The sequence below is a fragment of the Sphingobium sp. SA2 genome, assembly GCF_032227065.1.
Taxonomy (GTDB): domain Bacteria; phylum Pseudomonadota; class Alphaproteobacteria; order Sphingomonadales; family Sphingomonadaceae; genus Sphingobium.
The window spans coordinates 639560-653640 of sequence record NZ_JAPMXX010000006.1 but is presented as its reverse complement, the minus strand read 5'-3'; the positions used below and the strand labels follow the sequence as shown (position 1 = coordinate 653640).

Sequence of the window (14081 nt, the reverse complement as noted above, 5' to 3'; positions counted from 1 at the left end):
GTATGCACGGCCCTGAATTGCCGCTGTCCGGAGCTTCAGCATGAGCGAGGGCGACAGCGATTTTCGGGTCCGGCCTGGCCGCATCAAAACCACGCGCGCACCCAAGGCGAAGAGCTTCCTCAACCAGGTGCTCCGGGCCGCGAAGAAGGCGGGGCATACCGGCGCCCCGACGTCAGGTAGACGCGCGTCCGGCTATGGCCGCTCGACCTTCGGCCGGGGACGCGGCAGTTTCAGCCGCAGCCGCCTGTTCTCATCGTCCCGCCGCGTCGTCGTCAAGGCGCGCGTCGTGCGCCACCAGGGCCGGTCCTTCCGCTCGGCGCCGCTGTCAGCCCATCTCTCCTACCTCAAGCGCGAGGGTGTCGGCCGGGACGGAGAAAAGGGCGTCATGTTCGACGCCGGCTCCGATCGCACCGACGACCTCGCCTTTGCCGACCGCTGCAAGGACGACCGGCATCATTTCCGCTTCATCGTCTCGCCGGAGGACGCCGAGATGACCGACCTCAAGGCCTTCACGCGCGACCTCGCACAGCAGATGGAAGCCGATCTGGGGACGCGGCTCGACTGGGTCGCCGTCGATCACTGGAATACCGACAATCCGCACGTCCATCTGCTCGTGCGCGGCGTGGATGAGGCCGGCGCCGATCTCGTGATCTCGCGCGACTACATCAGCCGGGGCCTTCGCTCGCGCGCCGAGGATCTGGTGTCGATCGAGCTTGGCCCCAAGCCCGAGCACGAAATCCGCAACGCCCTGGAGAAGGAAGTCACCGCGGAACGCTGGACGCGACTCGATGTCGAGATCCACGGCCACGCCGACGATGTCGGCGCCATCGACCTGCGTCCTGAGGCACGCGGCCCCGCCGATCCCGAGACCCGACGGCTGATGATCGGCCGCCTCCAGCATCTGGAGAAGATGGGGCTCGCCACGTCGGCCGGTCCCGGAGAATGGTTGGTGGGGCTGGAAGCCGAACGCCATCTTCGCGACATCGGCATCCGCGGCGACATCATCAAGACCATGCACCGCGCCTTCACCGAGCGCGGCCAGGATCGCGGCGTCGCCGACTATGTCATCGAGGGCGAACCTGGCTCGCCGATCATCGGCCGACTGGTCGACAAGGGCCTCCACGACGAACTGACCGGCGAAGCCTATGCCGTGATCGACGGCACCGACGGCCGCGCCCACCATGTTCGCTTTCGCGGCATCGAAGCCTTCGAGCACGCGCCGCCTGCCGGTGGCATCGTCGAGGTTCGGCGCTTCGGTGGGTCGGAGGACCAGCGACCGACGCTGGTGCTCGCCACCCGTTCCGATCTCGATCTTCGCACCCAGGTCACCGCGCCGGGCGCCACCTGGCTAGACCATCGTCTGGTCGAGCGCGAACAGATGCCGCTCTCCATGGGTGGGTTCGGCCGCGCGGCGCGCGACGCCATGCAGGCCCGCGCCGAACATCTCGCTGACGAAGGACTCGGCCGCCGCCAGGGTCAGCGCATTATCCTCCAGCGCGATCTCCTCAACACGCTGCGCCGGCGCGAACTGGACGCCGTTGGCGAGAAGCTGTCGGCCGAGACTGGGATGCTGCATGTCAAGGCCGCGGCCGGCGAGCATGTCTCGGGGATCTATCGCCAGCGCCTGACGCTCTCCTCGGGCCGCTTCGCCATGATCGACAATGGGCTCGGCTTCCAGCTCGTGCCCTGGTCGCGCGAGATCGAACGCAAACTCGGCCAGCACATCGCAGGCGTCGCCCGCGATGGCGGTGGCATCGAGTGGAGCCTGGGGCGCAAGCGCGACCTCGGCCTTTAGCCACCAGCAAGAAGAAGAAAGGAGCAACGCTGATGTCCGCGACCAAAATCCTCTGGGGCCAGATCACCATCGTCTTCCTGATCGTGCTGATCACGACCTGGTCGGCGACGCAGTATGTCGCCTGGCAGCTTGGCTTTCAGGCGCAGCTTGGAGCGCCGTGGTTCAAGCTACTAGGAATGCCGGTCTACTTCCCCCCTGCCTTCTTCGCCTGGTGGTTCTCCTACGACGCCTATGCGCCGGAGATTTTCACCAAGGGCGCCTTCATCGCAGCGTCGGGCGGGTTCGTCTCGATCGCGGTCGCCATCGGCATGTCCGTCTGGCGCGCGCGGGAAGCGAAGAATGCCGAGACCTATGGCTCGGCGCGCTGGGCCGAGAAGGGAGAGGTGAAGGCGGCCGGGCTGCTTGGCCCGGATGGCGTAGTGCTGGGCAAGCTGGACCGCGACTATCTGCGCCATGACGGGCCGGAGCATGTGCTGTGCTTCGCGCCGACGCGCTCCGGCAAGGGTGTCGGCCTGGTCGTGCCGTCGTTGCTGACCTGGCCGGGCTCGGTCATCGTCCACGACATCAAGGGCGAGAACTGGCAGCTCACCGCCGGCTTCCGGGCTAAGCATGGCCGCGTGATGTTGTTCGATCCGACCAACCCGAAATCCGCCGCCTACAATCCGCTGCTCGAGGTGCGCCGCGGCGATTGGGAAGTCCGTGACGTCCAGAACGTCGCCGACGTGCTGGTCGATCCGGAAGGTTCGCTCGACAAGCGCAATCACTGGGAGAAGACCAGCCACTCGCTGCTGGTCGGCGCGATCCTGCATGTCCTCTACGCCGAGGCGGACAAGACGCTCGCCGGCGTCGCAGGCTTCCTCTCGGATCCAAAGCGGCCGATCGAAACCACGCTAAAGGCGATGATGACAACGCCGCACCTCGGCGAAGCCGGGCCGCATCCCGTGGTCGCGTCCACGGCGCGCGAGCTGTTGAACAAATCCGACAACGAGCGCTCCGGCGTGCTCTCGACCGCCATGTCGTTTCTCGGCCTCTATCGCGATCCCGTGGTCGCTCAGGTGACGCGGCGCTGCGACTGGCGCATCGCTGATCTGATCGCTGATCCGCGGCCGGCGACGCTCTACCTCGTGGTGCCGCCATCCGACATCTCGCGGACCAAGCCGCTCATCCGCCTCGTGTTGAACCAGATCGGTCGGCGCCTGACCGAGGACATGCACGCCAAGGAACGCAAGCATCGCGTGCTGATGATGCTCGACGAGTTTCCGGCGCTTGGCCGCCTCGACTTCTTCGAGTCCGCGCTGGCCTTCATGGCGGGCTACGGCATCAAGAGCTTTCTGATCGCGCAGTCGCTGAACCAGATCGAGAAGGCTTACGGGGCGAACAACTCGATCCTCGACAACTGCCATGTCCGGGTCAGCTTCGCGACCAACGACGAACGGACCGCGAAGCGCGTCTCCGATGCGCTCGGCACCGCGACCGAGATGAAGGCGATGAGAAACTATGCCGGGCACCGGCTTTCGCCCTGGCTCGGCCACCTCATGGTCTCACGCTCGGAAACTGCCCGCCCGCTGCTCACCCCCGGCGAGGTGATGCAGCTCCCGCCCGCAGACGAGATCGTCATGGTCGCCGGCACCGCGCCGATCCGGGCCAAGAAGGCACGCTACTACGAGGATGCCCGGTTCAAGGAACGCGTGCTGTCCCCGCCCGATCCGCAGAGGTCCGGGCGCACATCCCGCGCTGACGGCTGGTCGACGCTTGTCCCACAGAAGCCGAACACGGCGCTGCTGGCCGAGATGGAGAAGGCGCAGGGCGACCAGGCCAATAGCGGCCTGCGCCGCGAACCCGAGCTTCCGGACCATGTCGCCATCGTCAAGGAGACGACTGACCAGAAACCGGCGGAGGAGTTCGCGATCATGCTCGACGAGGAGCCCGAAGATGTCGCCCGCCAGCGTCAGGCGCTGCGCCGGCAGATGACCGGCGTGGCGCGTCAGGTCTCGCTCGATCCCAATGACGGCATGGATCTCTAGGAGGCGGCGATGCGGGACCGCCTGAACCTCACCTTGCCCGTCGAGATGATCACCCGGATCAACGAGCTGTCGGAACGCAAGAAGATCCCGCGATCGGCCATCGTCGAGGCGGCCGTGGCGTCATTCCTTTCGCCCGACGCCGCCGATCGACGCGAAGCCGCCTTCACCCGCCGGATGGACCGACTCTCGCGCCAGGCGCAACGCCTCGAGCGCGATCTTGGCGTCACGGCCGAAACGCTGGCGCTCTTCGTCCGCTTCTGGCTGACGATCACGCCGCCATTGCCGGGCGACGCGCAGGCCGCGGCTCAGATCAAGGGTCGCGAGCGCTTCGAAGGCTTCATCGAGACGCTCGGCAAAAGGCTTCAGAAGGGTCAAAGCTTCCTCCGGGAAATCCCGGACGATGTTGCCGGAAGGGTCCGCGGCGATGACGACGACTCGCCGCCAGAGGACCGATAGTGTCCGCTTGTCGTCGATCAAGTCGGAACCGATTCCGCCGTTCTCCTGTATTTGCACGCTAGGCTACTACGACGATCTAATCTTGTTGAACCGGCCTGACTTCTGGCTCTTTTAATCATCCCCGATCCAGGGCCGCGCGTCGTGCGCGCCCGCGAAAGAACGGGGACGACGTGGCGGCAGCACACCAGAAATCCGAAGCGATCATGCGGGGTGCGCGCATGTTGCGCACCGCCCTTGGCCCCGCCATCGCCCGGTTCCTGGAAGATCCCGCGATCGTCGAGGTGATGCTCAACCCCGACGGACGGCTCTGGATCGACCGCCTTTCCGAAGGGCTTTCCGATACGGGTGAGCGCCTCTCCGCCGCCGATGGCGAGCGGATCGTGCGCTTGGTCGCGCACCATGTCGGCGCGGAGGTCCATCCCGGCAGCCCCCGCGTCTCCGCCGAGCTCCCCGAAACAGGAGAGCGGTTCGAAGGTCTGCTGCCCCCTATCGTCTCATCGCCCGCCTTCGCGATCCGCAAGCCCGCCGTCGCTGTCTTCACCCTCGATGATTACGTCGCCGCCGGGATCATGACGGGTCCCCAAGCCGAGGCGCTGCGCGATGCCGTGGCGTCTCGGCAAAACATCCTCGTCGCCGGCGGCACCTCGACCGGCAAGACGACACTCACCAACGCGCTGCTGGCCGAGGTCGCCAAGACGGACGATCGCGTCGTCCTGATCGAGGATACGCGCGAGCTGCAATGCGCCGCGCCCAATCTCGTTGCGCTGCGCACCAAGGACGGCGTCGTCTCGCTCTCAGATCTGGTGCGCTCCAGCCTGCGGCTCCGTCCAGACCGGATCCCGATTGGCGAGGTCCGCGGCGCTGAAGCCCTCGACCTTTTGAAAGCTTGGGGCACCGGCCACCCGGGCGGCATTGGCACCATACACGCCGGCACGGCGATCGGCGCAGTGCGCCGCCTCGAGCAACTCATCCAGGAAGCCGTGGTCACCGTCCCGCGCGCGCTGATCGCCGAGACCATCGATATCGTCGCCGTGCTTTCCGGCCGCGGCGCCCAGCGTCGCCTTGCCGAACTTGCCCGCGTCGATGGGCTCGGCCCGACCGGCGACTATGCCATCACCCAAGCAGCATCCAAACCATCAGGAGATCCAGCATGATCCGTCATTCGCTCCGCATACGCCGTCACATCGCGATGGCGGCGTGTGTCACCTTCCTGTCGATCGCTCTGGCGCCCGCCGCCCACGCGTCGGGCTCGTCCATGCCGTGGGAGCAGCCGCTCCAGCAGATCCTCCAGTCGATCGAAGGTCCGGTCGCCAAGATCATCGCCGTGATCATCATCATCGTCACCGGCCTGACGCTCGCCTTCGGTGACACGTCGGGCGGCTTCCGCCGGCTGATCCAGATCGTCTTCGGCCTGTCGATCGCGTTCGCGGCCAGCTCGTTCTTCCTGTCGTTCTTCTCGTTCGGCGGCGGAGCGCTCGTCTGATGGCGGGTCCGGCCGATTACGCCGGCGAGGTGCCGGGCTTCAGTGTGCCCGTCCACCGGGCGCTGACCGAGCACATCCTGCTCGGCGGCGCCCCGCGCTCGATCGCCATCCTCAACGGCACGCTGGCCGCGGCGCTCGGGCTCGGCCTTCGCCTCTGGCTGGTCGGCCTTGGCCTTTGGGCCATTGGCCACTTCGCCGCCGTCTGGGCGGCCAAGCGCGATCCCCAATTCGTCGACGTGGTGCGCCGCCATCTGCGCATCCCCGGCCACTTGGCGGTCTGAGGAGGCGCATCAATGTTGAATCTTGCCGAATATCGCAATCGCAACACTCGGCTCGCCGACTTCCTGCCCTGGGTCGCCCTGGTTGGCGAAGGCGTCGTTCTCAACAAGGACGGCTCGCTGCAGCGCTCGGCCCGATTCCGTGGCCCGGACATGGATTCCGCCGTGCCGGCCGAACTAGTCGCCGTCGCCGGCCGGCTCAACAACGCCTTCCGGCGTCTCGGCTCCGGCTGGTCGATCTTCGTCGAGGCGCAGCGCCATGCCGCCGCGACCTATCCCTCAAGCATGTTTCCGGATTCAGCGTCCGGTCTGCTGGATGCCGAGAGGAAGGCCGATTTCGAGGAAGCGGGCACGCATTTCGAGTCCAGCTACTTCCTGACCTTCCTCTATCTGCCGCCCGCCGAAGATGCAGCGCGTTCCGAGGCCTGGCTCTACGAGGGCCGCGAGCAATCGGGCGTCGACGTCCATGAGATCGTGCGCGGCTTCATCGACCGCACCGATCGCGTGCTGCAGCTCGTCGAAGGCTTCATGCCGGAATGCGTCTGGCTCAATGACGGCGAGACGCTGACCTACCTGCATTCCTGCGTCTCGACCAAACGCCACCGCGTCCGCGTTCCCGAGACACCGATGTATCTCGATGCCCTGATCGCCGACCAGACGCTCACCGGCGGGCTGGAGCCGATACTGGGAACGGCGCATCTGCGCGTGCTCACCATCATCGGTTTTCCCACAGTGACCACGCCCGGATTGCTCGACGATCTCAATCGGCTCGCCTTTCCCTATCGCTGGTCGACGCGCGCCATCCTGCTCGACAAGACCGATGCGACCAAGCTGCTCACGAAGATCCGGCGGCAATGGTTCGCCAAGCGCAAGTCGATCGCCGCCATCCTAAAGGAGGTGATGACCAACGAGGCCTCCGTCCTCGTGGACACCGACGCCGCCAACAAGGCGGCGGATGCGGACCTCGCCCTTCAGGAACTCGGCGCCGACTACGCCGGCCAGGCCTATGTGACGGCGACCGTCACGGTCTGGGATGAGGATTCGCGGATCGCCGCCGAAAAGCTGCGGCTGGTCGAGAAGATCGTCCAGGGCCGCGACTTCACGGCAATGCCCGAGACGATCAATGCCGTGGACGCCTGGCTCGGCTCTCTGCCGGGCCACGTCTACGCCAATGTCCGGCAACCGCCAATTTCCACGCTCAATCTCGCCCACATGATCCCGCTCTCGGCGGTGTGGGCGGGGCCGGAACGGGATGAGCACTTCGGGTCGCCCCCCTTGCTCTATGGCAAGACCGAGGGAAGCACCCCGTTCCGGTTTTCCCTTCATGTCGGCGACGTCGGCCACACGCTCGTCGTCGGACCGACCGGCGCCGGCAAGTCAGTGCTGCTGGCCCTGATGGCGCTTCAATTTCGGCGCTACCGGGACGCCCAAGTTTTCGCCTTCGACTTCGGCGGCTCGATCCGCGCGGCGGCGCTGGCGATGCGTGGCGACTGGCACGATCTCGGCGGTGGCCTGACCGAAGGATCGGATTCCTCCGTCTCTCTTCAGCCGCTCGCCGGAATCCACGAGGTGCAAGAGCGCGCTTGGGCGGCGGACTGGATCGTCGCGATCCTGATGCGCGAGGGCGTACTGATTACGCCCGACGTTAAGGAGCATCTCTGGTCGGCGCTGAGCTCGCTGGCCTCCGCTCCGATCAACGAACGCACCATCACCGGCTTGGCTGTCCTGCTGCAATCGAACGATCTGAAACAGGCGCTGCGGCCCTATTGCGTCGGCGGTCCCTATGGCCGGCTGCTCGACGCCGAAGCCGAGCATCTGGGTGAAGCAACGGTGCAAGCCTTCGAGACCGAGGGTTTGATCGGCACCGGCGCCGCGCCTGCGGTCCTGGCCTATCTTTTCCATCGCATCGAGGACCGGCTTGACGGCCGGCCGACCCTGCTCATTGTCGATGAAGGCTGGCTCGCGCTCGACGACGAGGGTTTCGCCGGCCAGCTTCGCGAGTGGCTGAAGACGCTGCGCAAGAAGAACGCCAGCGTCATCTTCGCTACGCAGTCGCTGTCAGACATCGACAATTCCACCATCGCGCCGGCGATCATTGAAAGCTGCCAGACCCGTCTGCTGCTGCCGAACGAACGCGCGATCGAGCCGCAGATCACCGCGATCTATCGCCGCTTCGGTCTCAACGAGCGCCAGATCGAGATCCTCGCGCGGGCCATGCCGAAGCGCGACTACTACTGCCAGTCGCGACGCGGTAACCGGCTGTTCGAGCTGGGCCTGTCCGATGTCGCGCTGGCGCTCTGCGCCGCGTCCTCGAAACAGCATCAGGCGCTGATCGCCGAGGTGTTCGCCCGGTCGGGCCGTGACGGATTCCTGCACGAATGGCTCGCCCAATGCTCGCTCGGCTGGGCGGCGGATCTCATCGCCGACCTCACCAATGTCATCCCCCAGACCGTCATTCCCACCAGCCAGGAGGTATCGTCATGACCCGTTTTCGCTCCCGCACGCGCGCCGCCCGGCTCGCTCTATCCATCCTAGCGGCACCGCTGGCGCTGTCGCCGATGCTCGCACCTCCGGCCGCGGCGCAATGGATCGTCTACGATCCGACCAATTATGCGCAGAACGTTCTGACAGCGACCCGCGCTCTGCAGCAGATCAACAACCAGATCACATCGCTTCAGAACGAGGCGACGATGCTGATCAACCAGGCCCGCAATCTCGCGAGCCTGCCATTCTCGTCGCTCCAGCAGCTTCAGCAGTCCGTTCAGCGGACCCAGCAGTTGCTCAACCAGGCGCAGAACATCGCCTTCGATGTTCAGTCGATCGACCGGGCCTTCCAGCAGCAATACGGCAATGTCTCGCTGTCCGCTTCGGACCAGCAACTCGTCACCGATGCCCGGACGCGCTGGCAGAATACGGTCGGCGGCCTGCAGGACTCCATGCGCGTCCAGGCCGGCGTCGTCGGCAACATCGATAACAACCGGACGCAAATGTCGGCGTTGGTCGGCCAGAGCCAGGGCGCGACCGGCGCCCTCCAAGCGACGCAGGCCGGCAACCAGCTTCTCGCGCTTCAGGCCCAGCAGCTCACGGATCTCACAGCGGTCGTCGCGGCCAATGGTCGGGCACAGGCGCTTCAGTCCGCCGAGCAAGCCGCGGCGGCCGAACAGGGCCGTGAACAGCGCCGTCGCTTCCTCACCCCGGGCTCCGGCTATCAGCCCGGCAATGCCCGGATGTTCCAGAACGGCAACTGACGGAGGCGAGCATGGACGGAAAGATGCTCGCCCGTGTCGGCGCCATCGTCTTCATCGCCGCGGCCGTCACCGCCACGGCGATCGAGATGACCCGGAAAGAGGACACGCCGATCTACCAGAGCGTCGATCGAGCCGACGCCGAGAGCGTCGATCCGCTGCGGGCCGAACTCATCCGCTGCGCTGGAATTGGTGAGGCCGGTCCGCGTGACCGTTCCTGCCTGCGCGCCTGGGCCGAGAACCGTCGCCGCTTCCTGGCTCCCGGGGCTCGCCCCGCCGAGCGGTTGCCCGAAGCGCCGCAGTCGCCGCGCCCGGCGGCGACGACTAGCCCGGCGCCCGCAGTTCCGCTCCAACCCGAAGAGGCCAGATAGCATCATGGGCGGCACTGGCGTCATCGACCACTTCCTGGAGGTCTTCACCCGCTACATCGATTCCGGCTTCGGTCTGCTGAGCGGCGAAGTCGCGTTCATCGCGACCACGCTGATCGTCATCGACGTGACGCTCGCCGCCCTGTTCTGGAGCTGGGGCGCGGACGACGACATCATGGCGCGGCTGGTCAAGAAGACCCTGTTCGTCGGGGTGTTCGCCTACATCATCAGCAACTGGAACAATCTCGCCCGTATCGTCTTCGAGAGCTTCGCCGGGCTCGGGTTGAAGGCGAGCGGCACGGGCTTCACCACCGCCGATCTGCTGCGTCCCGGCAAGGTGGCGCAGACCGGGCTCGACGCCGGCCGGCCGCTCCTTGATTCAATCTCTGGCCTCATGGGCTACTGGTCGTTCTTCGAGAATTTCATCCAGATCGCCTGCATGTTCCTGGCCTGGGCGCTGGTGCTGCTCGCCTTCTTTATTCTCGCGATTCAGCTCTTCGTCACGCTGATCGAGTTCAAGCTGACAACGCTGGCAGGCTTCGTCCTGATCCCCTTCGGACTGTTCGGCAAATCCGCCTTTATGGCGGAACGTGTCCTCGGCAATGTGATCTCGAGCGGCATCAAAGTGCTGGTGCTGGCCGTCATCATCGGCATCGGCTCGACGCTGTTTTCAGAATTCACCGCAGGCTTTGGCGGCGCGACACCGACGATCGATCAGGCCATGGCGATCGTGCTCGCGGCGCTGAGCCTCCTCGGTCTCGGCATCTTTGGGCCCGGCATCGCCAATGGCCTCGTCTCCGGCGGCCCGCAGCTTGGCGCAGGCGCCGCCGTGGGCACCGGCCTCGCCGCTGGCGGCATGGTCGCAGCCGGCGCCGCCACAGTGGGAGCCGTCGCTTCCGGAGGCGCGGCAGCGATCGGCGGTGCTGCCGCGGCGGCGCGCGGCGGAGCCGCGATCGCAGGCGGCGCATCCACCGCCTACAGCCTCGGCGCCACCGGCCAGTCCGGCGCGGCGGGCGTTGCTTCCGGTCTCGGCGGCGTTGCCCGCGCGGGCGCGTCCGCTGCCGCCTCGCCGTTGAAACGCGCCGCGTCGCGCGCGGCCGACAGCATGAAGTCGAGCTTCTCGGCCGGCGCTCAGTCCGCCTTCGAGGCCACGGGCGGAACATCGACCGCAGGCACGGTTGGCGGCGACAGCGAGGCCGCCAGCGGCGCCACCACCGGCCAGAGCGCCTCCCGTCAGGGACCGCCTGACTGGGCCAAGCGCATGAAGCGCTCTCAGAACCTCACCCATGGCGTCCAGGCCGCCGCGCATGCCGTTCGCTCTGGCGACAGCCACGGCGGCGGCTCTTCCATCAACCTTTCCGAAAGCGACCGCTGAATGAGCCTCTTCAAACGACCAGCAACCCACTATGGCAAATCCCCCGAACCCGAGACGCCCTATCAGCGTGCCGGCCAGATCTGGGACGAACGCATCGGCTCGGCGCGCGTGCAGGCGAAGAACTGGCGGCTGATGGCGTTCGGCTCGCTGATCCTCTCCGCTGGCTTCGCTTCGGCGCTTGTCTGGCAGTCGGCGCGCGGGACGATCGTACCCTGGGTGGTTCAAGTCGATCGGCTCGGCCAGGCGCAGGCCATCGCGCCCGCCACTGCCGACTATCAGCCGACCGATCCGCAAATGGCCTGGCATCTGGCGCGCTTCATCGAGCAGGTCCGCTCGATCCCGGCAGACGCCATCATCGTGCGCCAGAACTGGCTGCGGGCTTACGAGTTCACCACCTCCGCCGGCGCGATGGCGCTCAACGATTATGCCCGCGCCAACGACCCCTTCACCAAGGTCGGCAAGCAGCAAATCTCGGTCGACGTCTCGTCGGTCATCCGCGCGTCCCCTACGAGTTTCCGAGTCGCCTGGGTCGAGCGCCGCTATCAGGACGGCGCCCTCGCCGAGACATCGCGCTGGACCGCCATCCTCACCATCGTCGTGCAGCCGCCGCGCACCGCCGAAAAACTCCGGGCGAACCCGCTCGGAATCTACGTCAACGCCATCAACTGGTCACGGGAGCTGGGACAATGAAGTCGTCTTTCCGTAAAGCCGGAGACCCGGCTTCACACACATACGTATCGCCGGTTTTGCGCAAAGCCGCGCTGCCGATCATTCTCCTCGCGACGACCGCGCTCGCCGGCTGCGCCACCACGCAGAAGCCACCCGAGATCAGCTATGACGACGCAGCGCCCGCTGTGCAGGCGGCCGACCCACCGGCGCCCGTCACCGTGGTCGAGCTGCCCCGGCCGCTGCCGCTCCCAGGTCAGCTGAAGCCGGTCGAGACGACGCGGAGCGCACCGGAGGCGAGCGATCCGGCCGCGCGCGTCAATCAGGCCAACGCCGCCGCCCGCGTGCAGCCGGTTCGCAACGGCTTCATCAACTCGATGCAGGTCTATCCGTTTACGCAAGGCGCGCTGTATCAGGTCTACACCGCCGTCGGGCAGATCACCGACATCGCGCTCCAGCCCGGCGAGCAGCTTGTCGGCTCCGGCCCGGTGGCGGCCGGTGACACCGTGCGCTGGATCATCGGCGACACCGAAAGCGGATCGGGCGCGACGCGACAGATCCATATCCTGGTGAAACCCACGCGCGCCGAGCTGATGACCAACCTGGTCATCAACACCAATCTGCGCACCTACCACATGGAGCTGCGCTCGACCAACCGTACCTATATGGCATCGGTCTCCTGGCAATATCCCCACGATCAGCTCATTGCGCTCCGCCGCCAGAACACTGAGTCCCAGGCCGCCCAGCCCGTCGCCACCGGCATCGACCTGTCCCGTGTCAATTTTCGCTATGAGATCGACGGCGACCGCGCGCCGTGGCGACCGCTCCGCGCCTTCGACGATGGTCGCCAGGTCTTCATCGAGTTTCCGCGCGGCATCGGACAGGGCGAGATGCCGCCGCTCTTCGTCGTCGGGCCGGAGGGCAATACTTCCGAGCTCGTGAACTACCGGGTCCGCGGCAACCACATGATCGTCGATCGCCTGTTCGCCGCCGCCGAGCTGCGCTTCGGCGCGGGCGATCGCCAGAAGCGCGTGCGCATCACCCGCACCGACGGGAGGCCGGCATCGTGAGCGAGAGCGATCCCCGGAAGGAGGAAGGGACTGAACCGGAGAACGTCGAGCAGCCCTTGGCCGGTGAGCCGGCGCCACCGATGCGGCTACGCGCCGAGGCGCCGCGGGTCACGCGATTGTCGAGGAAGGTGCTGGCTGGCCTCGGTCTCGTCGCCAGCGTCGGAATCGGCGGCGCACTGATCTACGCCCTCCAGACCCGCGACGGCGGCCACCCGAACGAGGAACTATATTCGACCGACAATCGGGCGACTGCCGATGGCCTTGCCGGCTTGCCGCGTGATTATACGGGGCCGGTGCTGGGGCCTCCGCTGCCCGGCGACCTCGGCCGTCCCATCCTTGACGCGCAGAATCGGGGTCAACCAGTCCCGGTTCCTGGCATGTCGACACCCACCCCCGGCCTCAGCGCCGAGGAACAGCGCCGGCTTCAGGAGGTGGAAGCGGCACGGACGGCGCGGCTGTTCGCCTCGACCGAGACAAGAGTAACGTCCACGCCGACAGCGACGTCACCAAGCGGAACACCGCTCCCAAATGCCCAATTGCCTCTGCCCGATCTAACAAGCCTCGGCCTTGCGCCGCAGCCGGCCACGCCGACCGCGCAGGATCGCCAACTCGCTTTCCTTAACGCTGCTGCCGATCGGCGGACTGTCTCCCCGGACCGCGTCATGGCGCCGGCATCGCCCAACATCCTTCAGGGCGGCGCGGTGATCTCGGCCGCGCTGATTACCGGCATCCGCTCTGATCTGCCCGGCCAGATCACCGCCCAGGTGACCGAGAACGTCTATGACAGCCCAACCGGCCGCATACTGCTCGTGCCGCAGGGCACCCGATTGATCGGCCAGTATGATAACGGCGTCGGGTTTGGACAGCGCCGCGTGCTGCTTGTCTGGAACCGGCTCATCATGCCGAACGGCCGCTCGATCGTGCTCGAGCGTCAGCCGGGTGCCGATTCTGAGGGCTATGCCGGCCTTGAGGATGGTGTCGACTATCACTGGGGCGAACTGTTCAAGGCCGCCGCGCTCTCCACTATCCTCAGCGTTGGCGCCGAGGCAGGATCGTCTGTAACCGTCCGATTGTTACCGCGGCTTATGGGCCTTGAAGCGCGCGGCGAGCTCGGGATCGTCGATAAAGTCATCGAGGAATTGGTGCCAGGCCTTGGTCGTGAGACGTGCTTGGCTAAGCATGTCCGTCAGTTCTTCCACGCCGTGATCCGTCAGCGCGGTGATGGACTCGTCCAGACCGGTGTGGACGCTGACGATGGCGCCGTAGGTGAGGTTGTCGTCGTTTGAAACGATGGCTTCCAGCAACTCCACGTTCTCGTCGA

At 66.4% G+C, this 14081-nt stretch carries 13 protein-coding genes; all 13 read left to right on the top strand.

What is annotated here, in order from left to right; genetic code table 11:
- The first annotated feature begins 40 nt into the window (after window positions 1–40).
- The 13 genes from OVY48_RS10755 to OVY48_RS10695 all read left to right on the top strand — a co-directional run bounded on the left by OVY48_RS10755 (window position 41) and on the right by OVY48_RS10695 (window position 14046).
- Window positions 41–1795: a relaxase/mobilization nuclease domain-containing protein gene (locus tag OVY48_RS10755; protein WP_151606882.1), complete on the top strand. Its 1755-nt coding sequence runs from the start codon at window positions 41–43 to the stop codon at window positions 1793–1795.
- Window positions 1796–1827: 32 nt separating this feature from the next.
- Window positions 1828–3819, top strand: coding sequence for a conjugal transfer protein TraG (locus OVY48_RS10750; protein WP_151606884.1), 1992 nt, complete (start codon window positions 1828–1830; stop codon window positions 3817–3819).
- A 9-nt stretch (window positions 3820–3828) separates the two neighbouring features.
- Complete coding sequence (locus tag OVY48_RS10745; protein WP_151606886.1) at window positions 3829–4275, top strand: ribbon-helix-helix protein, CopG family; 447 nt, start codon at window positions 3829–3831, stop codon at window positions 4273–4275.
- Between the two features lie 170 nt (window positions 4276–4445).
- Entirely contained in the window at window positions 4446–5429 is a 984-nt protein-coding gene (gene trbB / locus OVY48_RS10740; RefSeq protein WP_151606888.1) for a P-type conjugative transfer ATPase TrbB, read from the top strand.
- Window positions 5426–5758: a TrbC/VirB2 family protein gene (locus tag OVY48_RS10735; RefSeq protein ID WP_151606890.1), complete on the top strand. Its 333-nt coding sequence runs from the start codon at window positions 5426–5428 to the stop codon at window positions 5756–5758. Before trbB ends, OVY48_RS10735 begins: the two co-directional genes overlap by 4 nt.
- Window positions 5758–6039 (top strand): VirB3 family type IV secretion system protein, encoded by a 282-nt coding sequence (locus tag OVY48_RS10730; protein ID WP_151606891.1) that lies wholly within the window; start codon window positions 5758–5760, stop codon window positions 6037–6039. Before OVY48_RS10735 ends, OVY48_RS10730 begins: the two co-directional genes overlap by 1 nt.
- Before the next feature lie 12 nt (window positions 6040–6051).
- Window positions 6052–8520, top strand: coding sequence for a conjugal transfer protein TrbE (gene trbE / locus OVY48_RS10725; protein WP_069612018.1), 2469 nt, complete (start codon window positions 6052–6054; stop codon window positions 8518–8520).
- A complete protein-coding gene (gene trbJ / locus OVY48_RS10720) occupies window positions 8517–9284 on the top strand; it encodes a P-type conjugative transfer protein TrbJ (RefSeq protein ID WP_069612017.1) in 768 nt (255 codons plus the stop codon). Before trbE ends, trbJ begins: the two co-directional genes overlap by 4 nt.
- 11 nt (window positions 9285–9295) lie before the next feature.
- The gene (gene trbK-alt / locus OVY48_RS10715; protein ID WP_069612016.1) at window positions 9296–9652 is read left to right on the top strand and encodes a putative entry exclusion protein TrbK-alt; all 357 of its coding nucleotides are present in this window, start codon (window positions 9296–9298) and stop codon (window positions 9650–9652) included.
- Window positions 9653–9656: 4 nt separating this feature from the next.
- Window positions 9657–11024 carry a P-type conjugative transfer protein TrbL gene (trbL, locus tag OVY48_RS10710; RefSeq protein ID WP_069612015.1) on the top strand — a complete coding sequence of 456 codons (1368 nt, stop codon included), beginning with the start codon at window positions 9657–9659 and terminating at the stop codon, window positions 11022–11024.
- On the top strand, window positions 11025–11714 hold the full coding sequence (gene trbF, locus OVY48_RS10705) for a conjugal transfer protein TrbF (protein WP_069612014.1): 690 nt from the start codon (window positions 11025–11027) through the stop codon (window positions 11712–11714).
- Entirely contained in the window at window positions 11711–12760 is a 1050-nt protein-coding gene (gene trbG, locus OVY48_RS10700) for a P-type conjugative transfer protein TrbG (protein ID WP_069612013.1), read from the top strand. The genes trbF and trbG overlap by 4 nt, the downstream gene beginning before the upstream one ends.
- Window positions 12757–14046, top strand: coding sequence for a TrbI/VirB10 family protein (locus OVY48_RS10695; protein WP_313922829.1), 1290 nt, complete (start codon window positions 12757–12759; stop codon window positions 14044–14046). Before trbG ends, OVY48_RS10695 begins: the two co-directional genes overlap by 4 nt.
- Window positions 14047–14081: the final 35 nt, after the last annotated feature.

Bases quoted from the DNA above. Each gene is read 5' to 3' on its own strand.
- OVY48_RS10755 (WP_151606882.1), top strand. From the start codon at position 41: ATGAGCGAGGGCGACAGCGATTTTCGGGTCCGGCCTGGCCGCATCAAA.
- OVY48_RS10750 (WP_151606884.1), top strand. From the start codon at position 1,828: ATGTCCGCGACCAAAATCCTCTGGGGCCAGATCACCATCGTCTTCCTG.
- OVY48_RS10745 (WP_151606886.1), top strand. From the start codon at position 3,829: ATGCGGGACCGCCTGAACCTCACCTTGCCCGTCGAGATGATCACCCGG.
- OVY48_RS10735 (WP_151606890.1), top strand. From the start codon at position 5,426: ATGATCCGTCATTCGCTCCGCATACGCCGTCACATCGCGATGGCGGCG.
- OVY48_RS10730 (WP_151606891.1), top strand. From the start codon at position 5,758: ATGGCGGGTCCGGCCGATTACGCCGGCGAGGTGCCGGGCTTCAGTGTG.
- trbE (WP_069612018.1), top strand. From the start codon at position 6,052: ATGTTGAATCTTGCCGAATATCGCAATCGCAACACTCGGCTCGCCGAC.
- trbJ (WP_069612017.1), top strand. From the start codon at position 8,517: ATGACCCGTTTTCGCTCCCGCACGCGCGCCGCCCGGCTCGCTCTATCC.
- trbK-alt (WP_069612016.1), top strand. From the start codon at position 9,296: ATGGACGGAAAGATGCTCGCCCGTGTCGGCGCCATCGTCTTCATCGCC.
- trbL (WP_069612015.1), top strand. From the start codon at position 9,657: ATGGGCGGCACTGGCGTCATCGACCACTTCCTGGAGGTCTTCACCCGC.
- trbF (WP_069612014.1), top strand. From the start codon at position 11,025: ATGAGCCTCTTCAAACGACCAGCAACCCACTATGGCAAATCCCCCGAA.
- trbG (WP_069612013.1), top strand. From the start codon at position 11,711: ATGAAGTCGTCTTTCCGTAAAGCCGGAGACCCGGCTTCACACACATAC.